Below are 22,981 nucleotides of genomic sequence, written 5' to 3' on the forward strand. Positions count from 1 at the left end.
ACCAAACGAATCTAAAACTGTTCCGGTGGCATCCGTAGTCACACCAAAGTCAATACCAAAATCATCCGTGGCAACATCAATATTATTTGCAATCCAATCGATATCTTTTGCTTGTACGGCGTCATGAGCATCGTCCCAAAAACCATAGGTCTTACCCGCTTGCTCCATTGTCTGCCCTAAAACTGCCATAGTATTCGCCGACGCCTGAGTAGAAAATGTTGCTTGTTCATGTTCTGCTCTCGATATATCATTATGAACGACCCAGTAATTGATACCTCCACCTATTAGTACAGGGGCTAAGGCGAACGCTATCAGGATAACAAGGACTCTAACTCTTATTGACATCAACTAACAACCTCGTTTCAGTTTGTTTTACAGCATTTTGAGCTACGATTAAGGCCTATTTCGCTATCCGTGGAGCAACATCTCTTAATGAGCCCACGAGTGTCCTATATTCTGGACTAAAAAAGCCTGGTTTATATAACTTATAAACCAGGCCGGTTGCGCTACTTACTCCACATGTATCAAGCGCCCAAATAAGATACATGCTTCAAAATTTCCTCTTTACACAGAGCTAAGTATAGCATAATCAATATACATTTATTGTCGAAATATGAAATGTGATTTTTTCATTCTGGGTAAGCTTTCTATTCTATATATTTAAGTTTAGGGCAACTCCTTTAACAATGATCGATAAACTCATAGTTAGGAAAATTACTCTGATAATAAAGCATGGCTTGTTCCGCACTGACAAAATTTAGCCATCCTCCATCATACTTTAGTTTACCTAAGCCCTTGAATTTTGTTTCTCTTTTCTTTTGCCAGTAAGTACAACTTCCATCTGTGTGTAAGGTACACTTATGGGTTGGTTTATCAACATCAAGCCAAATCATAACAAATTCCTCCTTGTACCTAATAGCCCGCACTCCCTATACCGCTCTACAAAAAAGTAAATAGAATCCCCCACCTGCCTCTCGATTGCTCCCCCGAACAACCCCTGAGGAAACGCGAAGAACATTCATTATTACGTTAGAATTCGTCGTTAGGAGGACTTTACCCTGCCATCAAGAAATTTGAATTTCAATTTACTGCCATTGGCTGAACATTATTAACCGATTAGAACTAAGCCATAAATCGCTGCTGCCATTGGTACCTTATTGATATTAGCTTCATTTGAATCTCGAGGGTTTATAAACCAGCCTGTCGTCTTAGTTAGTTCATGCACATTTACTCCATAAGCTTCAATTGAAGGGCGAGCGTATTGTGGATTCCGACACGGTCCATTGTTGGTCAACATTCGGCAACTTAATTGCTTGTTGCAGAAAATCTCTTTACAGGAACCCGCGGCAAAAGCTTTTGAATTGGTATAACCCCGCTCAATTGCTGCTCTTTCAATATCAGCAACTATTTCATGTAATAACCTCATTATGACAAGACGTTCATCAGTCATCAACCATCCTGTTGGAGCATCCATTTTAATGGCTAGTGCATATGTACAGATTTCCATTATCCTCCGCAATTCATATGGTCCAGAAACATAAGGTGGGCAGTTAGCTGATAAACCATAAAATGCACATCTAGGTTCTCGACACATATTAGCCAGATCCTCTTCAACTAAGATGTCACTTGTGGATATTGTCACTACATCAATTATTCCTGCACCTATTTGCAACGCTATCTGAACTAATTCATCTAGTCCTAATTTATTTTTATCAACTTGCGACGCATGGTCATCCATAAGCTTATCTCCTCATCTTCTCTGTTCTTGTATTAACAGAGCAACAATAAAGTGTATCAAAAAAATTCCAGACCCCTATAAACTCAAAAACAATAATCCTCCCTCTTGTTAAAATCATGAGCGGGATTATTGTACCTCTCTGAGCTGCATTTACCTCATGTCATTAATTCTTAATGCTTATTTTAGTAATATTATCATAGGCATAAGATCTGAAATGTTAAATACTTTGCAAAAATAGAAAAAAATATATGGTATTATTCAAGTATCATTGCGTAAAGTCAAATTGAAGAAATAGAGGTATTAATATGATTTTAGGAATCAGTGCTAGCGGTAGAAAAGACGGGGTGACAAGCAAGGCTGTAAAAGCGATTTTGGCAGCCACAGGATTGGAATACGAGTATATTTCACTTGCAGGGAAACGAATCAATGGTTGTATTGGTTGTACCCTTTGTGCTGCTGATAACAAATGCAAAGTGCAAGACGATTGGAACGCCATAGGAGAAAAAATGCTTGAAGCAGATGCAATCGTTTTTGGAGCACCCAATTATTTTGGAAGAATGAATGCCTTGGGACATGCGTGCTGGGAAAGGACCTTTAGTTTTCGGCATAGGGAAGTTTTTAGCTTGGCAGGCAAGCTTGGGGTCATCGTCAGTGTTGAATACGAAAATAACGATTGCGTTAAGCCGGAAATAGAAGATTTTATGTTGAAAAATAAAATGGCGGTCATTGAATCTATGGAGGGACAAGGATATTCTCAATGCTATACCTGCGGCTACGGTCATGAATGCGGAGTTGGTAATGTTGTTAGAAAACACGGTTTTCTTGATAAGATAGATCCCGAACAATTGCCTCCAGTTTTCAAAGAACAGCCGATAGCAAAATACCATGCTGCAAGAATCGGCAAGATATTGGGATCAATGTTGAAAAATCGCCCATGAAATCCTATATGCAACTTATATATTCTGGTAACAGCAACGCGAACTCCGGTCAAGTTAATTTTAGTCTAATAGTATTTACGAGAATAAATTCGACCCGGTTGGTAAGCTTTAGATATTAGATATTAGATATTTAGGAGGTAGGGTATTATGAGTCAACCAAGTAAAGTAGTAGTAGTGTGGGCTAACGGAGATAGAGAGGTTGCTATAAGTATGGCTTTTATGTATACACTTAATTCCAAACTAAAGGAATGGTGGGATGAAGTATGTCTCGTAGTGTGGGGGCCTTCCGCTAAACTCTTAGCGGAAGATATAACGTTACATGAACATATCGAAAAAATGAAAAATGCTGGTGTAGAGCTATTGGCCTGTAAAGCATGTACGGATAGTTACGGTGTCTCTGAAGTGTTAGAAAGTATAGGGATTACTGTAAAATATATGGGTGTAGATCTTACGGAATTTTTGAAAGATGAAACTACAAGAGTCATAACTGTATAATCAATCTGAGTCGGACATCTTGGGCACTCTTTCGCATTCCTTTTTAACTTAGAGTTAAAAAGCCCCCCTATGATAAATCAAAGTTCAGGATTTATCATAGGGAGGTCTTTTTTGTACTATCAGAAAGTATAAACTTCGTTATATACTGCAAGTAGGGCTAATCCGTGCGAAGACAGTGCTGCAAGAAGGTTTAACCCGTGCGAAGACAGTGTCTGCATGTAAGGTTAATATGTGCGAAGACAGTGTCTTCGTGTGGGCGCCAGCCACGTTTTCTTTACTTACCACCGTAAGCGGGGATTACATTTTTTTAAGTTATTTAGCGGTCGCTTCTTTCCAGTACTTACTTGTAACGGTATCTTCCGAGATCACAGCCGGCTTGGTAAGCAAACCATATTTATGAGCAAGATCCGCAGTCTGCTTAATGGCATCCATATCTATATACCCAATATTGGCAGGATCAAAGTCTTTAGGAACAACAAGCTTGGCGACTTCTTTAGCCATATAAACCTGATGACTCAGAGAGACACTTTGGTCAGCATCAAAGACGACTTTTCCGGCTGCTTCCGGATCAGCACAAGCTTCAGCCCAACCCTTGATGGAAGCTTTTAGAAACCGAACGTATAAGTCTTGATTTTTGGCAATCCAATCAGAATTTACGAACAAGCAGTCCTCCAACATGGCGACACCAGCATCATTCATATTAATAACGTGAAGGTCGCTATCTTTAAGTCCTGATTCAAGCAAAAGCCCATATTCATTGTAAGTCATAGCTGAGGCTGCATCGATTTCATTATTTAAAAGCTGATTCATAGTATAATCTTGTTGCACTAGCTTTAAATCAGTATCCTTTTTAAGTCCATTGGCTTCTAGAAGGGCATAAATTTCATATTCATTACCACCAAACCAGGAACCGACTTTCTTCCCTTTGAGATCTGCTGCACTATTAATTCCTGCAGAGGTCTTAGATACCAGCAACATTGCGCTTTTTTGGAAGATCTGGCCAACTTGGACTAATCCCCACCCTTGAGACTGATACTTCATTAGGCTGGAAACCCAAGTCACACCGATATCTGCTACACCGTTATAGACTTGTTGTTCCGGAATAATATCGCTCCCGCCAGGAAGAATCTCCAAGTCAATTCCCTCATCTTTATAATACCCTTTGGCTTTAGCCACATAATAGCCCATAAATTGAGATTGTGGCAACCATTTTAGTTGAAGTGTCACCTTGTCAAGTTTACCCGAAGCATTTTTTTCTGCGCCCGAGGTTCCGGCCCCCGGAGTTGAAGTTGCAGAAGTTCCTGAGCTACAACCTGTGGCTACCAGTAGAATCAACATGATTACCGCCAATACACTCGTCAATTTGCTCTTCTTCATAAATTCCCCTCCTAAATGTTTTGTTTTTATTTTTGTGAAGCGTGCCATTTTAGGGCATCGCGTTCTACCAATAAAATAATACAGTAAAGAATTACACCAGCCAGAGAAGCTACAACAATATAGGACCAACCCATTGCCATCTCAGCTTTGCGAAGATTATCTTTAATTCCAAATCCTAAACCGGAAGTGGATGCCGCAAAATATTCACTAATAATGGCCGCAATAATTGATGAAGCAATATTAATTTTTGAAGCAGTAAAGATATGAGGTAAAGAATTGGGCAAACGCAATTTTCTAAAGATAGTCCACTTATTTGCTGCTACCGAGTGCATTAAATCAATGGAATATGGGTTTAAATTATTTAAGCCGCTGTAGGCATTAATAGCCATCGCCGCCATGCAAACGACGGTAACCACAGCAATCTTTTGGGCCATACCCGTTGAAAACCATAAGTTCATAATTGGTGAAAGCGCTACGATCGGTACGGCATTAAGCGCAGTAACCACAATCATGCCACCATATCCCCACTTGGGGAAAAATGTTGCCATGGCAGCAATCATAAACCCCATAAACGAACCGATGATCATTCCAATTAAGGCCCCGGAAATCGTAACTCCGCAATCCTTCAATGCTTTAGGCAAGTTAGCCGCTAAAGTTGACGCTATTTCAGTTGGAACCGGCAATTGAAAAGGCTTTAAGTCTAGAATCTTATGAAATACTCCAAATTGCCAAGCCAGAATTAGAGCAATGCCAAATGCCAAGGGCCACAATAGATTTTTTACCTTGTTTTTCATGCCCGTACACCTTCCTTCCCAGGTGTAGTGTTTTGCCATGGTAGACATAACCGCTCAGCAAAGACGACAATGTAAAAGCTGATAATGCCCATAAAAGCACTGGTGAGAACAGAGGCCCAAAAGATATTTGATGAGTTGGAATACAGAGCATAGAGAATCTTAACTCCAATACCACTTTTAGAACCTAACATATCGACTAAAATGGAGGCCGTAACCGCCATAGGGGCAGCAATTTTGAGCCCGGTGAACAAATACGACATAGCAAAGGGAAACATCAATTTTTGATATACCTTGAACTTATTGGCTGCAATAGAAAACAGTAAATCTTTCTTGTCCTGTTCCACACTCTTCAAACCGCTCAACATGTTGACAGAAACCGGGAAGAACGTAATATAGGCAGCGATTACGACTCGTGATACATTCATATCTCTCACGATGTTGAAAATTATAGGCGCCAGACCTAAGACCGGGATCATCTGGGACACAATCAGATAGGGAAAGGCAATTCTTTCCATAGTTTTAGACAAACTCATGAAGACAGCAAGCAGGATTCCCACACTGGTGCCCAGGGCAAAACCAAGGGCTGCTCTGGAAAAAGTCACTGCACCTGCTTCCAATAACATTTTCCAATTTTCCAAGAACGTCATGGCTACTGCATGAGGATAGGGTAGCTTAGTGGCAGCCATCGGATCATGAACCACATATTTCAAAAGAAACGCTGCTAATTCCCAAACCACAATAATCCCAATCACCCAAACAATAGCCACAACTCTCTGTTCCTTTTTGGCAATAGCCACACTTACACCCCCTCAAAGCTCCTTCTTATCTTGGTTACATACTCATAGAACTCTGAAGTTTCCCGAATTGAGTTTTCACGCGGTCGGGGTAAATTAATATCGACAATAGCGGAAATTCTGCCCGGATGCGGTGATAAAACCACAACCCGATCCGATAAGAAAACAGATTCTGGAATATTATGCGTTACAAAAATGACTGTTTTCTTGGTCTTACTCCAGATACTCAGTAGATCTTCGTTAAGTTTCTCGCGCGTAAACTCATCCAACGCTGAAAACGGTTCATCCATCAACAAGAACTCTGGATTTAAGGCCAAAGCCCTTGCAATGCCAACTCTCTGCTGCATACCCCCACTTAACTCAAAAGGATACTTATAGCCAAAATCCTGCAATCCTACCAGTTCCAACATCCGAGTAATCCGTGTTGTTCTCTCTTTCTTCGGAATCCCCATGATCTCCATGGGCATACAGATATTCCTGCGCACCGTTCTCCAATCATAAAGAACCGGACTTTGGAATACAATCCCATATTTTTGCTGCATTCTTATGTCTCTTGGCGATTGACCGCGTATGGATACACTGCCCGAAGTTGGTTGAAGTAGATCGGCAATAATCCGCAGCAAGGTAGTTTTCCCGCAACCAGAAGGCCCCAGTAAGGAGATAAATTCTCCTTCCTGAATGTCAAAATTTACATCAGTCAAAGCGAGGATATCTTCTCCATTATTAACCGGATAGACCATACTTACATTTTTTATCTGAATTTCAGCTGCATTCATCAATCTGACCTCCCTTTTAAAGGCTTGCGCCAATTCAATTGGCATAGTGAAAGCCCTAGTTGCTATTATCCTTGTTAACAAGTTGATTTTAAAAATACAAAAAGGGGTTAAAATCTTATCCCTAAAAAGGTCGATAAAATCTTATCCCCTGCGCCGTTGCAGTTATTATCATTGTTTCTTTTACTTAAACCTCTACGCGTTTACCAGGCGAAATAGCTCCAACGGGACATACAACCGTACAAAGCTGACAACCAACACACATTTTAGGGTTTAATACTGGCCTACCTGTTGCCTTGTCCATTACCAAGGCTTGATGACCACCGTCCAAACAAGATAGATAGCATCGGCCACAGCCGAGACAAAGACTACGATCGAACTTCGGATAAGAGATGGAATGACGGTTTAACTCATCGGCCGGTACCAAGTTCGGCAAAGCCATACCCACCATTTCCTGTACCGAAGAAAACCCCTTTTCTCCCAAATAGGAGGAAAGACCAGCCGATAAATCATCGATAATTCTGTACCCATACTGCATCACCGAAGTTGTTACCTGAAGATTAGCACATCCCAAGGCGATAAATTCAGCAGCATCACGCCAGGTCTCGATTCCCCCCATGCCACTGATGGGCGTTTCTTTCAAATCCGGATGCTTCTTCAAATCATGGATGAAGCGCAGAGCAATGGGTTTTACCGTTTTACCGGAATATCCACCCACACAAGATTTGCCATCAACCCGAGGTTCGGAACTAAAATCATCTAAATGGATATTCATGATGCTCTTAATGGTATTAATGGCTGCGATACCGGTGGCACCATTCTTCATTGCCGCCAGGGCAGGTATCTCCATATTTCCTAGATTGGGTGTCATCTTCGCCAGAATAGGCAAATGCGTCCCCTTTCTCGTGGCGTCCGTATAGAGAGCAACTAAGTCTGGATTTTGTCCAACATCGGAACCTAATCCTTCTCCCGTCATATGGGGACAAGAAAAATTACATTCGATTATGTCGACACCCGCTTCGGTCACTTGGCGGGCCAAAAATGTCCATTCAGCTTCGTTCTGGCCTAAAATAGAGGCAATGAGGATTTTTTGAGGGAAGTCTTGCTTAAGGCGTCGTAAATAATCTAAATTCTCTTCTAAGGTGTGGTCCGATATTTGCTCGATATTTTTGAAACCAATAAACGAGTTTCCTTCTTTACGAATGGTTGAAAACCTCGGAGATACTTCTTGAGGAACAAAGGTTCCAATGGTTTTAAACGCCGCTCCTGCCCATCCCATAGCAAAAGCCCTAGCCACCATATCATAATTACTGGCAACAACAGAGGAAGACAAAAAGAATGGATTCTCACAAGGGACACCGCAAAATTCAATCCTTAAATCAATCTTCTTAGAAGGCTTACCATTTCCTTTTTGCTTATGCCAATTTCCCACATAGTCCATGAGCTGTGGAATTCTCACCGGACGATCGATCTGGCCTTTTAAACACGCTTCGCTGCAACTCTTTTCCTTACACCTCTTACATACTTCACCGTCTCCACCAATCTCAACCGCGCCGCTGATATTTTCAAAACGCAGCGAACGAATTACCTTGGCCGGATCCAATCCATGAGGACATCTGGTTGTACAGGGGGCGGTATCACAAAGCAAACAGCCATCCGATTCGTTTTTGGCTGAAAATTCATTGAGTGCTTTTGCCTGCAAACGACATCCTCCTCACTTTCACAAATTTGTTAGACATCTTCAACTCTCTTACTTTTAACTACTTCTTAAACTTACCTCTTGCTTCTTGTTCTACTTCTTAATCATACCTTTTCTCGTACTTTTGCTTTTATTTCATACTCTTACTTCTTAACATACTTCCCAGCTTTACCCTTACTTTCTTCCGACCCGTTTAACAAATTTGCCCCAGCCCGGTTCTCCTACAAATTCTCCGTCTTGATAGACCAGTTTACCTCGTGAAAAGGTCATCACCGGATAGCCATGCAACTGTTTACCTTCCCAAATCGTATGATCATAATCCGAATGCATAGTAGACACTGTAACCGTAAAATCTTTTTCCGGGTCATAAATGACAATATCAGCATCTTTACCGACGGTCAGAGAGCCCTTTTGTGCACAACCAAAGATTTTAGCCGGATTGGATGAACATAACTCCACCACTTTGTTAAAGGAGAGCTTCCCTGCATTCGCTGCCGCCAACATATAAGGATACATATTTTCTATCCCAGCACAGCCATTGGGGATCTTCGTGAAATCATCCTTCCCCCAGTCTTTTTCATAACTCTGGAACGGACAATGATCTGTGGCAATGGTATCAATTCCACCTGTCTTGATCGCTTTCCATAACGCATCCTGACTTTCCTGACCCTTCATCGGCGGTGAGCAGACAAAATTCCGACCATCTTCACGTTTGTAGACTTCGCTAGTAAATTCCAGATATTGAGGGCAAGTTTCTACATAAACTTCATGGCCTTCCTTTTTGGCCTCCATCGCTGCTTCCAATCCTTCTTTATCCGCCATATGCACAATGTAAAGCGGTGCCTCAAGATTTTTGGCCCAGTGGATCGCTCGCTTATCTCCTTCTGCTTCCACATATTCCGGGCGGCTCAGATAATGGTACCAAGGGGAGGTTTTTCCCGCTTTCTTGAATTGTTCAATGTTCAGATCAATCAAATCCGGGTTTTCAGCATGAATGTTAATAAGGGCACCAATTTCTTTAGCTCGCAAAAGCAATCGGGCAAAGGTTGCATCATCAACCATCATACCTTCCTTCTTGTAAACGAAAAAACATTTGAAACTGGTGATGCCTTCCTCCACGGCTTTTTCCATTTCAGCCAATATTTCACCGTCATTCAAATCCGTAATGCAGCAGTGGAAGGCGTAATCGACGCAAGCCTCAGATTCACAGATGTTTTTCTTCTCATTTATTAAACCGAGAATAGACATCCCTTTTCTCTGAACTGGATAGTCGAATACTGTGGTTACCCCACCACAGGCAGCTGCTCTTGTTCCTGACAGATAGCTATCTGCCGATACTGTCCCACCAAAGGGCATTGCCAAATGGGTATGCACATCAAGAGCCCCCGGCAAAACTAATTTAGCTTTCGCATCAACCACGGTCGCGCCATCTTCCGGGAAGCCTTTGCCAATGGCTGCTATTTTACCGTCTATTACGGCGATATCTGCCTGATAAGTTTCTGTAGGAGAAATAATTGTGCCGTTTTTAATAATCAAATCCATCTTATAACCTCCTAACAAGATTATCGAATCATCATCTGCGCCCATCGCCGCTCGCAGTGCCACTCATCTACTACCCTACACCTGCTACCATTCAACCTTCGCAAATGCTTCTGGTCCCTGTGCTGCTGTATTGATATAAATCGCAGCATTACCGACTAAGGCAGTTTTCATAAAGTCAGTTCGGCATTTATCATAAGGAGTATGCGCATATTGCTCTTGCATAGGAGAATATCCAATGGTAGGTTTTCTGTCGATGCCACAGGTCTTGCTGGCATCGGTCCCAAAATCCCAGTATCCATAGTTTACTGTCTGGCCTGCTGATTCCAGCGCTGCCGCAGCCGCTCTCACAAACCCATGTTCTATACTAATCTTCCAGGGATTCATGTCCTTGGCAGCTTCATAGGATAAGCCTGTATAAGATGTTTCGACCGCACTTTTCACAACAACATCTGCTTTGAATTCAGGATCCTTAGCGGCCAAATTATCGATAATCTCCTGAATCTGAGCCATAGCAGAAGCTGCCGTTTCTCCAGGCAAGGTACGACGGTCAAGAGAAAGCATACATCTGTCGGGAACAATAGACAGGGCCCCCGGAGAACATTCAATAATGTTTAAGGATACTGAAGCCTGTCCCAAATCCGAATCTGTCGGGAGTGACGGATATAATTCGTCTTTGATTCTGGTAATCAAGGGCAGCGCTTTATAGATTGCATTGATTCCCAGCCAGGGTGCACTTCCATGAGAGGTTCTGCCATACACTGTAATCAGCATCTCAACACGACCTCTGTGACCGCAATAGACCTTTAAGGATGTTGCTTCGGAAGACACCATAGCATCATAGCTCAATCCTTTTTCAGGTAACGTCTTATCTACTAAATGAAGCATACCCACCATCTCTGCAGGTTCTTCTTGAACAACGCCGGTAAACATGAAAGTTCCTTTAATGGGATAACCTTTCTCCCGGAGTTTAACCAGGAGTCCTCCAGTATAAATCTGAACGGCTTCACCACATTTAACATCTGAGGCCCCGCGGCCATGAATACACTCTGCTTCATCAGGTTGTTTATCTTGATTATCCACTTGACATACATCGATTTGACCGCCGTAGGGATCATAACCTTGCCAATTGGTAATGTCCCCAGGACTTACGTGGTCCATATGAGAGTTATACATAATTGTAGGTCCCGGCTCTGTTCCTTTAACCAGTCCAACAACATTGCCGTGGGTATCGCGAAATACTTCATCGTAACCCAGCTTCTCCATTTCAGCTAAATCCAGATCGGCTAACTTTCCTTCGCTGCCACTGATGCTAGGTGTTTGCACCAGTTTCTGTCCAAAGGCCACCATATTCGGATAAAGTTCATCTGTGATTTCCTTAATAGCTGAAATCATTGATTCATCCAAAACACTCATTAGACTTTCGCTGCCTTTCCTAATCCCAATTGCCCACTTCTATATAAGAGGGAATTCCGCTTTTCTGTCGTCCTTTTATAATTTGCTCTCTGACAAAACAAAATCTTTTTTATCTAATTCCGTCAGCTCCCTGTAAATTGCTACATTCCCAGCTAAGGCCTTGATCATGTAGTCTATCCTGACCTTATCAATGGGCCTGTGACAATAAAATTCCTGCATGGGGGAATAACCGACGGCTGGCTTTTTCTCCCTGCCACAGATCACTGAAAGATCTGTACCAAAATCCCAATAGCCATATTTAACGGGTTGTCCTATTGCCGATAAACCTGCTGCCGCTGCTTTAGTAAAAGGATGCTCCGGACTTATTTTCCAAGCTTCCTTAACATTAGGAACGGCGACAGTCAGGCCGGTGTAGGTGGTCCGAGGTACGGTTGCAATCTCCACCGTGGCCTTAAAATCAGGATCCGCTCCGGCCAATTCATCAATGATATTCTGAATTTCTGCCACACAGCCCGTGAAGGTTTCACCGGGAACGAATCTTCGATCATACGTAATCTGACACCGGTCCGGAACGATGCACATCGCACCTGGGGTACAGTTGATAATCGTCAGAGCAATACTGGAGTTACCAAGTTGTTCATCCGTTCCACGATTAGCGGCCACAACCTCTTCAACTTTATCGATAAATTTTGTCGCTTTGTTCACGGCATTGATTCCCAACCAAGGTGCACTCCCATGGGAGGTTACGCCGGACAAGGTAACTTTTAACTCGACTCTGCCCCGGTGCCCTAAATATAGTTTCAAAGAGGTGGCCTCACAGGATACAACACCATCGTAAGTAAGGCCTTCCTCCGGAAAGGTGTCATCAAGCAGCTTGATCATCCCGAGCTGTTCAGCTGGTTCTTCCAGGACCACGCCTGTAAAGATGTAGCGTCCTTTGATCAGATAACCCATTTTCCTAAGTTCAAGAATGATCTTTCCTGAATAGATCTGACATGCCCCACCTGCTTTCACATCTGCAGCGGCTCGGCCATGAATGACTTCAACGAACTCATAACCATCTCTATCTTGATTTTCCATTTCATTGACATCAATAACCGCCCCGTACGGGTCATAGCCCCCCCATTCGCTGTAATCACCGGTATCAACATGGTCCAAATGGGCATTGTACATAATGGCTGGCCCCGGTACTGTCCCTTCGATGATGCCAATAACATTTCCCCAGCGATCACGGAAATAGCGATCATAGCCCAGCTTTTCCATTTCTGCCAGATAAAGATCAGCGACTCCTTTTTCATCCCCAGAAAGAGCCGGTATGCGGATGAGCCTCTGACAAAAATCCACAACAGCGGGTTTTAGTTCCTCCGCCAATTTATTAATTGTCATTTCAATAGTATCCATCATGCTGCTTCCTCCCGGTGTAGAATTTGCTTATTTTACAAATGACAGTGCATACATAGTTCTTAACTCTTCTTCTGTTGGTTTGACCACTGAATTGGCAATGTTTTTGGTTTGGATAGCTATCTTACTGTATCGCTTGATTTCTTCGGAACTAATTTCTTCTTTATCACCTAAAAGTTTGTTCATAAGTTCTCCGAACTGGTCCGCTTCGGAAAAATTCATTGCTGCCAAGATGCTTCCCGCTAAATCCGGCTGGACATTTTCCACAAGCTTCAGGTATTCACCCAAGAGAAGCCCGTTGGCCCGACCATGGTCAATGTTCTTAAAATAAGTTAGGGAATACCCCATCGCGTGCACTACCGTGGTACCAGTTTGGGCAATAACCATTCCTGCCATCAAAGAGGCCTGTAATAATTGCTCCCTTTGCTTCAAATTAAAAACGACTTCAGATCCTGCTAGTAAAGCTTGCAACATGTCGGGTACACAATTCATAATCATCCGGATGCTGGCAACTGCCAAAGCATCAGAAACATTGGAAGCCCTTACGGATAACATTCCTTCAACGGCATGCGATAAGGCGTCAATCGCTGTGTTGATAGTGGTAGTTACCGCAAGCTGCTCAGTATACTTGGCATCCAGGAAAGTAACGGTTGGAAACAATAAATCAGAAGCAATACTTGTTTTGGTCTGGGCCTTATCATTAGTCAAAATCGAATACTGCGTTACTTCTGAGCCTGTCCCAGCTGTGGTTGGGACAAAGGCCATGGGCAACACTTTCTTTTCGTAATTCCCTGAGAATAAGTTCTCCTCCTCAATATCCTGAGCAGCTAATAAGGCAATGGCTTTACCGGCATCCATTGGTGAACCTCCACCAATAGCGATAATAAAATCGACACCATTTTCTTTAGCCAAGGTGGCACCTTCGTAGACACAGGCGATGGTCGGATTGCTCATAACTTTATCAAACACTAGGTAATTGATACCCACAGATTCCAAGGCAGTTTTAACGTCTTTTTCCGAACCGTTTCTTTTCGCCGACTGAGCACCTGTTACGATCAACGCTTTCTTCCCCAAAAAAATAAATAGTTCGCTATTCTTAGTGATACAGTCATCACCTATAATGACTCTGGTTGGCATATAAAATTTGTTCGTCATGATTCCTCCTTAATAAGGTAAGGGAACACATCTGTTTAAGGCCAGGGAACACATCTTTCGTGCCTCAAGAAATGTCCTCTATTAATTCATGAAATGCCGCCCCCATTAAATTATCTTGTCGACTTCGCTCAATACTTCATCCATAATTGCCAGGGCATCTACTAATTCCTGATCCGTAATAATCAAAGGAGGCGCAACCATCAACGAATTTTCATGAGAATAGGTGTAAAATCCTTTGGCATCCAACATTCCAAGAATCTTTTTCATGATTTTATCAGGATCTAAACCATATTCAACGAGGGGTTCTTTGGTATCCTTATTTTTGACCAATTCAATTGCGGAGAATAAGCCAATGTAGCGAACATCTCCCACACAAGCGTGTTTTTCTTTGAGCGCCTCCAACAGCTTGCCTAAAGTAATGCCGCGTTCTTTAGCTTGCCCAATAAGTCCTTTTTCCTTGTAATACTCAATGGTCGCAACACCTGCCGCGCAGCCTAGAGGATGGGCAGAATATGTCAGTCCACAGCTGAGAAAATGGTCATCAAAGTAGCTGGCAATTTCTTTACTCACCAGGACGCCACCGATCGGCGCATACCCACAGGTAATTCCTTTAGCAAAGGTTATCATATCCGGCAATACATCAAAATTATTGACTCCAAACCATTCTCCGGTACGACCCCAACCCGTCATGACCTCATCGCAGACCATTAAAATACCAAACTCGTTACAAATTTCACGAATTCCCTTTAAATAACCTTTGGGGGGAATAATTACGCCGTTGCTTCCGGTAATGGTTTCCAAGAAAATCGCAGCTACCGACTCTCGGCCTTCATAAATGATTTGCTCTCTCAATTGGTCTAAATAATACTTAGTGGCGGCTTCATCGCTGACAAAAGGTATGGGGGCTCGATAGACGTAGGGATCAAAAAATTTGACAAATCCAGGGATACCTGGTTCACAGGCATATCGTCTAGGCTCCCCTGTTAGATTTGCTGCACCATAGGTCGCTCCGTGGTAAGAACGGTATCTAGAAAAGATTTTATAGCGCCCGGTGATCATTTTTGCTATCTTAATAGCATTTTCGTTAGCATCTGCTCCACCTAAGGTAAAAAACACCTTTCCCATGTTGGCGGGTGCTAGCTCGACGACCATCTTTGCCAATTGGGACCTGACATCGATAGCAAAGGAGGGTGACGAATATACTAAGCGTTCAGCTTGTTCTTGTATCGCCTTGATAACTTTTTTATTGCCATGGCCGATATTTAAATTTACCAACTGGGAAGACATATCGTAGTAGCGCTTTCCTTCACCATCCCAGAAATAAATACCCTCTCCACCAATCATAACCTTAGGATTTAATTGCCCTTGAGCACTCCAAGAATGTAAGTTGTATTTTTTAGAGGTTTCACTAATTTCTTTGACAGCTGTTAGTTCAAATTCCATGCTAATTCACTCCAATTGCTAAATAACAAAGGGACCTGCTCTTGCGAACAGGCCCCTTTGCCTTCATTTATTAAATCCAATGATATCAGGTTTGAAATTCTATTCAACAGACTCCAGCACAAAAAATTTTGTGCCCGTGCACAATCGACATTTTTCCCTATAATAACTCCTTTGTTTGAAAAGCTAATAGCAGCTTCAAGCCATCTTGATAATTCAAATCACACTGCAAAATTTCTTTGATCTTTTTTATTTTATAGTTAATCGTATTCCGGTGCACATAAGTTTCTTTGGCAACCTCTTGAACACTAGCGTTGTTATCTAGGTATGATTTCAAGGTTAAAAGATAATCCGTCTGATTTTTTTTATCATAGGCTTCCATCTGCCCCAATGTCTCTTCATAGAACCTTTTTAATACTTTTGTGTCCTCTATCTCAATCAACAGTTTGAATAATCCGCTGTTGCGATAGGATAATTTGGCTTGATCCTGTCTTTCAGCTATGCGCAAAAGAGCAATTGCTCGCTTATAATTCCGGGGAAGAGAGTGGATTCCAAAATCATTGACACTAATTCCTGCGCTTATCCGATGATCGGGGTAACCGTACTTGCACACCTCAACGAGGCAATCCATGGCGTCTTCTACAATTTCCTGAGGAAAATCCTGCAAAACAACAATCAGGTTTTTATCCTGGCGAAAGATATTAAACCTATCACTATAGTTGATTAATATCTTAGTCAGATGCAGTCTGATAGCCTTATCATAATCTAAGAATTTTTCACTGGAAGGTATTTGAAAGGATAAAGCTGCAATGCAGAATTCAGCCTCTAAATCAAATTCCTTCCTTTCTAAAACAGCGCGATACTCAGAAATCTTTTCAGGAAAAAATATAGCGTCTCGTAAAGCGCCTGCTACAGTTACTTCATGTTCTTCCGACTTGATAATTTTGCGGCAGAAATCATTTGTAATGTCCACAATACGAGTCTTCCAAGGTACAGTAAACAAGGGAAACTGCACCTCCCGGCAATAAGCGATGAGATCTTCAGGCACGGATTGAATATACGGCCCTAAGTTAAGCACCAACCCGCTGGCTTGATTCTCTACTAATCCTTTGGCAAAATCGTGGAGCCAATCGGTGTTATCGTGTCCGATTCCGGTAGAAAAGATCAGTTCCTGGCCATGAAGAAAGCTTGCTGTTTCCGGGTCCTCTAGCATATGAACCCAATTAACCAAATTGTTCATATTACTTTCCCCGCAAATAAGATTCATTCCATAATTTTCTCTCGCATATTTACATAAATACCTTAACGTGATTGCCATACTGCACCCCTTTGTTAAGACACGATTTTTCCCTAAATAGTCATGTTAATGTTATAATAAAATATTACCATCTCATAAGATTCCAAGATTCAACATCCACGTATTATTCTAAATTCCTCATTTTTTCTAAAACAATTTGCCTTCTTGGAAATGCTGTATTTTACATTTATCTTATCCAACCATTTTTTACTTTATTGTACTAACAACTTTGTTAGATAAGTAGATCATACGATAATTCTTTATTTATTGCTGAATTCCTCCAACTTAACACAAACTAATATTTTACTACTTTATAATCACTGAATTTCTCTGTCTATGAACATAATATAAATCTCAAATTTCTAGGTGAAGTTGACTAGTGTATTCTTTCTGCCGATCATTTTCCGCATTAATAGTATGCCTTTGTAACATGCTATAGTTGATAATCAACAATGAGGTGAGTCATTTGAACACGTCAGTTAAGCCTAAAGAGGAATTAGCTACTTTCGCTGGGGGATGCTTTTGGTGCATGGTCTCTCCCTTTGATAAAACTGATGGAATTATTAAGGTTGTGTCCGGCTATACCGGTGGACACGTTGATAATCCAACCTATAAGGAAGTTTGTTCTGGAACTACGGGACACTATGAAGCCGTGCAAATTACGTTTGACTCAAATCGAATCTCGTATGAAAAATTACTCCAGATCTATTGGCAGCAAATTGACCCAACAGATCCTGGCGGTCAGTTCAACGATCGAGGACAATCCTATCAAACTGCCATTTTCTATCATGACAATGAACAACTTCGTGTGGCAGAAGAGTCTAAAAAGGCTCTCGATGAAAGTGGACGATTCAAAACACCTGTTGTTACACCAATTCTACCCTCAATGCCATTTTACCCAGCCGAAGAATATCACCAAGATTACCATAAGAAAAATTCTTTTCGCTATGCGCTTTATCGTAAAGGTTCTGGCCGTGAGACCTTTATTAATCAAAATTGGCCAAAAGACAAGTCTTTCTTAAAGAATAAGTTATCAGAGCTGCAATATCACGTTACTCAAGAAAATGGAACCGAGCCCCCGTTTCAGAATGAGTTCTGGGATAATAAACGTGAAGGTATCTATGTCGATATCATCTCTGGTGAACCTTTGTTTAGCTCAACTGATAAATTTGACAGTGGCTGCGGCTGGCCTAGTTTCATAAAACCTATTCTTTCGGCTAACGTCGATGAAAAAGCTGATTTAAGCCATGGCATGACTCGTACCGAGGTTCGAAGTAAACAATCTGATACTCACCTAGGACACGTTTTTCCTGATGGACCAGGCCCAGATGGTCTCCGGTATTGTATTAACTCTGCTGCACTGCGCTTTATTCCTAAAGAGAACCTAGAAAATGAAGGCTACGGAGATCTTCTTGTATTGTTCAAATAATGAGCATTCATTTCTTTATCAAATTGGGCCATTCCCTATTTGCTACAAAGCCCCTTAATCTCTTTGTTTTAAACGTGCTCTTTTTATGGCAGCCAAACCCTTCATTAAATATACGCCAATTGTTCTGATATCAATAAATCAAGACAGCCCTTTCGGGCTGTCTTTTACTCCTATAGTGCAGAAGGTACCTTATTTACTTAATAAACTTTTTATAAGACTCAATGTATTATCTGGTACTGCCACTTTTCCGCCCAAAACATGATAGGTAAGGATGCTATCTTGGGTATTTCTTATGATATCCGTTTGTTCTGACTTAAGTCCATTTCCTGCCTTATCTGTGTAGTCAGTCAGGACCACCCATGCATTGCTTTGTCCAGCTACAACTGCCCCGGCTAAAGCATCGGCATAATCTCTCCCCGAAGCAGCAAATATCTGAACCGGATTAGGCTGCAACTTGCTTAACACTTGAACATTTGTTCCATAGCGGTCTTGCCCGGCATAACGTTCTGCATGAGGCACCAAACCTTCTAAGGACTGGGGCAGTACTGCTGTTCCTCCGACCAAGATTGTTCGATTAACGTTTAACTCGGCCAGCGCAGAAGCTGTTACTACTGGCAAAGTATTCGAACCATCGGCATAAAGTATGGGTACGCCGTGGTAAGCCGCCCATGATGAGACTGATAAAGCATCCGGATAAGTTGCATCATTGCCGTTTACTATAACTGCTTGGCCTGTGTAGCCTAGTAGTTTTGCCACAGCATAGGCTGTGCCGTATCGATCTTGACCAGCCACTCTTTGAACGCTTATGCCTTGTTCTTTGACAGAGTCTGCGATCTGCTGGCTGACGGCCATTTCACCACCAACAATATAGACCGTTTTTGCTCCCAGAGTCTTAATCTCGTCTAGAACTTGAACTGGCAGTTTGTCATGAGGGGTCAGCAATAATGGTGCATTTAGTTTCTTCGCTAAAGGTACCGACGTTAAGGCATCAGCAGAATTGTCTCCACGAGTTAAGACTACAGTGTCAGTTCCACTAGCGAAATAAGTTTGGGCAATTTTGATGGCTGTTTCGTAACGATCAAAACCGCCGATCCGCTCAATATCTGTGGTTCTGTCAGCCATTATTCTGTAATCTGAGAAATGACCTACGGTTGCAGAAATTGTTTTACTAGTTGGGTTAACTACTCCGCCAACTTTTTGCCAGTGGTCATTTCGCCAAGTAAATATTGCCAAATAAGCGTAATCACCTGGATCAATATTCGCCTGACCAAAGGGCAAAGTTATCTCTACCGGTACCTTAAATACGCTTCCGGAAGGACCAAAACTCCTAGCCGTATCTTGAGGATCAAAGCTGGTAATCCCAGGAGTATTAGGTTCGGCACACTGAGGAGCGCTCGAAATCGTAATGTTAACAGTACTTCCAGTATCCGCTAGCGCACCTTCAGGAATTACAACAGCTGTTCCATCATTCGCTTGAATTGTTGCTTCACTTCCTGCTTGAACGTCAGAACTTGCCAACAGAGCCGAACCCGTTTGAGGATTACTTGAAGATGAATTGCCGCCTGAGTGCGATGAGCCGCCGTTATGTCCACCTGATGCTGGCGCAGTGTAGGTGACAAATTTCGTAAAATGCTTAGTCCAGATCAGCAGATCCGAACCTACATTTATTCTGCCCTCTGCACCTGCTCCAAGTTCAGAATCGGCCGTTGACTGATTATCGGCACTTATAACTTTGGTTATTTTATAGAAACTTCCATCCCGGAAGAAACCCGCTTCTTGTCCTGCTCCACCAGGAATCAAGAGCCTGACAGCATCGGTGAAAGTCAATGGCACACCTTCAAAGCCAACTTCGATTACTGAACTTACAACGGGTGTACTATGACCTTCTTCAGTAGGAACTGTCACACTGGTCACAGACTGGACTGTGGGAGAGTGAATAGTACCATCCCAATTAGAACTTACTGGAGCACTGACTTTAGTCCCTGCCGGTATTTGCACATTGACGACGACAGAAGAACTTCCACCATTTCCATTGTTCAGATCAACAGTCGAAGAAAAATTGATCGGCGGCAGTTCATTACTTTGGATGATGGAACTGTCGTCTTCTGAAGGTTTGAACTCCTTGATGATATTAAGCGAAACACTTGCGTCTATAGGAACATCAAAATCAATCTGCTGACTGCTATCCTCCGGCAGAGCAAAATTATGTTCCCCATTACCAGTGATGTTCGTTGAACCTGCAGAGACTGCCTCCGGAGCATCATTTTTAACGGCTTGATTATTAAAACTTGACAACAATGAGCCGTCCTCGGCTGCAACATCGCCCTGGCTGTAATTAAGAGTAATAACATCTCCCTTTAGTAATGTTTTCGTAAGCTTAAGATCAATCTTAGCATGGTTATCCGCTTCCCTAGAAACTCCGGAAATTGTTTCTGATAAATCAGTGCCTTCTCGCGATACTGCGACGCTAAACTGATTTTGTTTACCAGAGGGATCCGCCATACTTTTATCAAAGGTGAGGATGACTTGAGACCCCACCTTATTGGTTTCTGCCGATTGAAGCACAGGTTTATTAACTTCGTTTTGAACAACTTCCATACTTTGTGCTAGGCTTTGATTAAATGTATACAGTGCTAAATCTCCATCTGAAAACTGTGAACCCGGCAGTAATGTCAAATTAGTGGAACCTATTTTATTTTTCGCTTTAAATTTGAAGTCAACTAAATTAATATCCCCGTCTAATCCGGCCGTTTGACCTTCCAGAACTCCGATGATATGAATGTTTCCATCTGTCGAGTCAAGATTTAATCCCTTATCACCAATATCAAATTCTGTATTTGGCGTTAAACCTTCCAAATCAAAAAACTGAGGGTCATAGTTCATGGAAATATCAAAGCCATAGAGATTCTTTGCGGATTTAACCTTTAAAGAAGCCATGGTTTCTTCTCCAATAGAAACAGCTTGACTATTGAAAATTATTTCAAGCTGCAAGTCCTCCATTGTATTTGCACCGGCGGTTTCGGCAGCTCGAGTCAGAGCTGGCGTAGCCATATTGAAGATCAGCATTATCAAAACCATTACAAGGCTAAGCATTCTCTGGCATAGTAGCTTTTTTCTCAGGTTCATGAAGATCCTCCTTTTTATTTTTTAACTCACTAATTGAGTAATGAAGTTGCTGTTTGTTCACTAATTACGGTTTCTCCACCAAAAATAATGTAATGTTTTAAGTTATGATTAATTAAAAATTCTTTTTGCTTGGTTACATCTTTGTTGTCAATAAGCAATACTCCACAATTTTCTCTGGCGGCTAATACTGAACCACTCAAAGCGTCAGGAAAATTCAGTCCTGTGGCTAAAGTTACCATTTCTGTTGTCAACTTAAAATAATCCAGAATCATCATTGAGGTTTCAAAGCGATCAATTCCACCTAATCTGATTACTTCAGCATTCCCAACAATACCTTTAATTTGCGCTTCAATGTTAGCGCTTAGAACCCCGGTTCCACCGATAATATAGACCGTTTTTGGTTGGATTTTTGCCAGATAATTATTGACATTGGCTGATAAATTATCTTTTTCACTTAATAAAAGTGGATAACCTTTTATCGCGGCTATGCTAGAAATACTAAGGGCATCTGCAAATACAGCGCCAGTTGCGATAACTACCGGAGTGCCTTGAGCAACATTCATCTGGTTAACAATCTGTTGATTAGTATCATAGCAATCCTTGCCATATAATCTCGTTATCTTATACCCTTGTAACTGCAAATAATCTGTTATTTCTGCCTTAACTGCCTGCTGTCCACCCAAAACGTAGATTGTTTTTGACTTACTTAAATTGGACGTAATGTAATCTAGTACGCTTTGACTATCATGGACGCTGTCCCTAACTAATAGCAGTGGCGCATTATATTTATAGGCCAATCCTGAACCACTCAAAGCATCGGGGAAATTGTTAGCTGTGGCTATGACGACAGCATCGGGCTGCATATTTCTAAACTGCTCCTTAGCTATAGCTATTGCAGTATCTAAACTTGTCAAACCAGCCAATCTTTGGAATTCGTTTGGCGACGAAGTAGATAAGCTACCTCCTGTCGTAGTTCCTCCCGTTGTAATCCCTCCTGTTGTGGTTCCTCCCGTCGTGGTTCCTCCCGTCGTGGTTCCTCCTGTCGTAGTTCCCCCTGATGTAGTCCCTCCCTTTCCTATGTCTAAAGATATCTGATCAGATACATTTTGGCTGATTGTAAAATAATTGCTGTCAATAGCCTTTATGTTACTTAAATTAACTGTAGCCGTTCCACTTTTTAAGACTTTAAAAGAGATCTGCGCGATTTCAGAAGTTAGTACAGTTTCATCGCTTGTATCATTGACCAAAGGATATGTAAGGGTACCATCGTCTTCTTTATAACCACCATAACATTTAAATCCGGGGTATTTTAATCCGGATATATTCTGGAGTATTGAATTATCCCAGTTCATAGTAAAGGAGACCCCTGCAATATGCACTTCAGATTGACTTTTCAGGTCTACCGTCACAGTATCTCCGACATGATACTGCTGATGGTCACTGGAGAGTATGATATTTGTTGTTGTCAGAGGTTTGGCAAGGGCTTTGTCTGCAGTTGGGAAAAAAGTCAATATTAAGATGAAAAGTAACAAGATCTTCGCTGTTTGCTTTTTCATTTATATCTCTCCTG

The 22,981-nt window shown here is 41.9% G+C and carries 19 protein-coding genes and 1 riboswitch; of the genes, 3 read left to right on the forward strand and 16 right to left on the reverse strand.

Annotation, left to right across the window (positions count from 1 at the left end; all coding sequences use genetic code 11):
• From DOT_RS17965 to DOT_RS17975, 3 genes are all read right to left on the reverse strand, one after another.
• The coding region (locus tag DOT_RS17965; protein ID WP_040412732.1) for a CHASE4 domain-containing protein at window positions 1-345 on the reverse strand (345 nt) is incomplete at its 3' end.
• Window positions 346-486: 141 nt separating this feature from the next.
• Window positions 487-569: riboswitch (cyclic di-GMP riboswitch) on the reverse strand.
• A gap of 111 nt (window positions 570-680) precedes the next feature.
• Window positions 681-893, reverse strand: coding sequence for a hypothetical protein (locus DOT_RS17970; RefSeq protein WP_009621784.1), 213 nt, complete (start codon window positions 891-893; stop codon window positions 681-683).
• A gap of 215 nt (window positions 894-1,108) precedes the next feature.
• Window positions 1,109-1,738 (reverse strand): DUF2284 domain-containing protein, encoded by a 630-nt coding sequence (locus tag DOT_RS17975; RefSeq protein WP_009621786.1) that lies wholly within the window; start codon window positions 1,736-1,738, stop codon window positions 1,109-1,111.
• Between the two features lie 305 nt (window positions 1,739-2,043).
• Between DOT_RS17975 and DOT_RS17980 the strand changes: the two genes are divergently transcribed.
• A complete protein-coding gene (locus tag DOT_RS17980) occupies window positions 2,044-2,676 on the forward strand; it encodes an NAD(P)H-dependent oxidoreductase (RefSeq protein ID WP_009621788.1) in 633 nt (210 codons plus the stop codon).
• 147 nt (window positions 2,677-2,823) lie between these two features.
• Entirely contained in the window at window positions 2,824-3,171 is a 348-nt protein-coding gene (locus tag DOT_RS17985) for a DsrE family protein (protein ID WP_009621790.1), read from the forward strand.
• 312 nt (window positions 3,172-3,483) lie between these two features.
• On the opposite strand, the gene DOT_RS17990 is transcribed toward DOT_RS17985, so the two are convergent.
• From DOT_RS17990 to DOT_RS18040, 11 genes are all read right to left on the reverse strand, one after another.
• Window positions 3,484-4,548 (reverse strand): ABC transporter substrate-binding protein, encoded by a 1,065-nt coding sequence (locus DOT_RS17990; RefSeq protein WP_009621792.1) that lies wholly within the window; start codon window positions 4,546-4,548, stop codon window positions 3,484-3,486.
• A 26-nt stretch (window positions 4,549-4,574) separates the two neighbouring features.
• The gene (locus DOT_RS17995; protein WP_009621794.1) at window positions 4,575-5,342 is read right to left on the reverse strand and encodes an ABC transporter permease subunit; all 768 of its coding nucleotides are present in this window, start codon (window positions 5,340-5,342) and stop codon (window positions 4,575-4,577) included.
• The gene (locus DOT_RS18000; RefSeq protein ID WP_009621796.1) at window positions 5,339-6,139 is read right to left on the reverse strand and encodes an ABC transporter permease; all 801 of its coding nucleotides are present in this window, start codon (window positions 6,137-6,139) and stop codon (window positions 5,339-5,341) included. Before DOT_RS18000 ends, DOT_RS17995 begins: the two co-directional genes overlap by 4 nt.
• 2 nt (window positions 6,140-6,141) lie before the next feature.
• Window positions 6,142-6,912, reverse strand: coding sequence for an ABC transporter ATP-binding protein (locus DOT_RS18005; protein ID WP_009621798.1), 771 nt, complete (start codon window positions 6,910-6,912; stop codon window positions 6,142-6,144).
• A gap of 184 nt (window positions 6,913-7,096) precedes the next feature.
• On the reverse strand, window positions 7,097-8,611 hold the full coding sequence (preA, locus tag DOT_RS18010; protein ID WP_009621800.1) for an NAD-dependent dihydropyrimidine dehydrogenase subunit PreA: 1,515 nt from the start codon (window positions 8,609-8,611) through the stop codon (window positions 7,097-7,099).
• Window positions 8,612-8,782: 171 nt separating this feature from the next.
• Window positions 8,783-10,150, reverse strand: a complete 1,368-nt coding sequence (gene hydA, locus DOT_RS18015) for a dihydropyrimidinase (RefSeq protein WP_009621801.1) — start codon at window positions 10,148-10,150, stop codon at window positions 8,783-8,785.
• 84 nt (window positions 10,151-10,234) lie between these two features.
• The gene (locus tag DOT_RS18020) at window positions 10,235-11,563 is read right to left on the reverse strand and encodes a M20/M25/M40 family metallo-hydrolase (RefSeq protein ID WP_009621803.1); all 1,329 of its coding nucleotides are present in this window, start codon (window positions 11,561-11,563) and stop codon (window positions 10,235-10,237) included.
• Window positions 11,564-11,638: 75 nt separating this feature from the next.
• Window positions 11,639-12,967, reverse strand: a complete 1,329-nt coding sequence (locus tag DOT_RS18025) for a M20/M25/M40 family metallo-hydrolase (protein ID WP_009621805.1) — start codon at window positions 12,965-12,967, stop codon at window positions 11,639-11,641.
• A 27-nt stretch (window positions 12,968-12,994) separates the two neighbouring features.
• Entirely contained in the window at window positions 12,995-14,119 is a 1,125-nt protein-coding gene (locus tag DOT_RS18030) for an iron-containing alcohol dehydrogenase family protein (protein ID WP_009621807.1), read from the reverse strand.
• A 105-nt stretch (window positions 14,120-14,224) separates the two neighbouring features.
• Window positions 14,225-15,562 carry an aminotransferase class III-fold pyridoxal phosphate-dependent enzyme gene (locus DOT_RS18035; protein ID WP_009621809.1) on the reverse strand — a complete coding sequence of 446 codons (1,338 nt, stop codon included), beginning with the start codon at window positions 15,560-15,562 and terminating at the stop codon, window positions 14,225-14,227.
• A gap of 157 nt (window positions 15,563-15,719) precedes the next feature.
• Window positions 15,720-16,877 (reverse strand): PucR family transcriptional regulator, encoded by a 1,158-nt coding sequence (locus DOT_RS18040; RefSeq protein WP_009621811.1) that lies wholly within the window; start codon window positions 16,875-16,877, stop codon window positions 15,720-15,722.
• A gap of 445 nt (window positions 16,878-17,322) precedes the next feature.
• On the opposite strand from DOT_RS18040, the gene msrB reads away from it, so the two are divergent.
• Window positions 17,323-18,285, forward strand: coding sequence for a peptide-methionine (R)-S-oxide reductase MsrB (gene msrB / locus DOT_RS18045; RefSeq protein WP_009621813.1), 963 nt, complete (start codon window positions 17,323-17,325; stop codon window positions 18,283-18,285).
• A 189-nt stretch (window positions 18,286-18,474) separates the two neighbouring features.
• Here the strand turns inward: msrB and DOT_RS27895 are convergent, their stop codons facing one another.
• Both DOT_RS27895 and DOT_RS27900 read right to left on the reverse strand, forming a co-directional pair.
• On the reverse strand, window positions 18,475-21,411 hold the full coding sequence (locus tag DOT_RS27895) for a cell wall-binding repeat-containing protein (protein WP_009621815.1): 2,937 nt from the start codon (window positions 21,409-21,411) through the stop codon (window positions 18,475-18,477).
• Between the two features lie 29 nt (window positions 21,412-21,440).
• A complete protein-coding gene (locus tag DOT_RS27900; protein WP_009621817.1) occupies window positions 21,441-22,967 on the reverse strand; it encodes a cell wall-binding repeat-containing protein in 1,527 nt (508 codons plus the stop codon).
• Window positions 22,968-22,981: the final 14 nt, after the last annotated feature.

It is taken from the genome of Desulfosporosinus sp. OT (genome assembly GCF_000224515.1).
Lineage (GTDB): Bacteria > Bacillota > Desulfitobacteriia > Desulfitobacteriales > Desulfitobacteriaceae > Desulfosporosinus.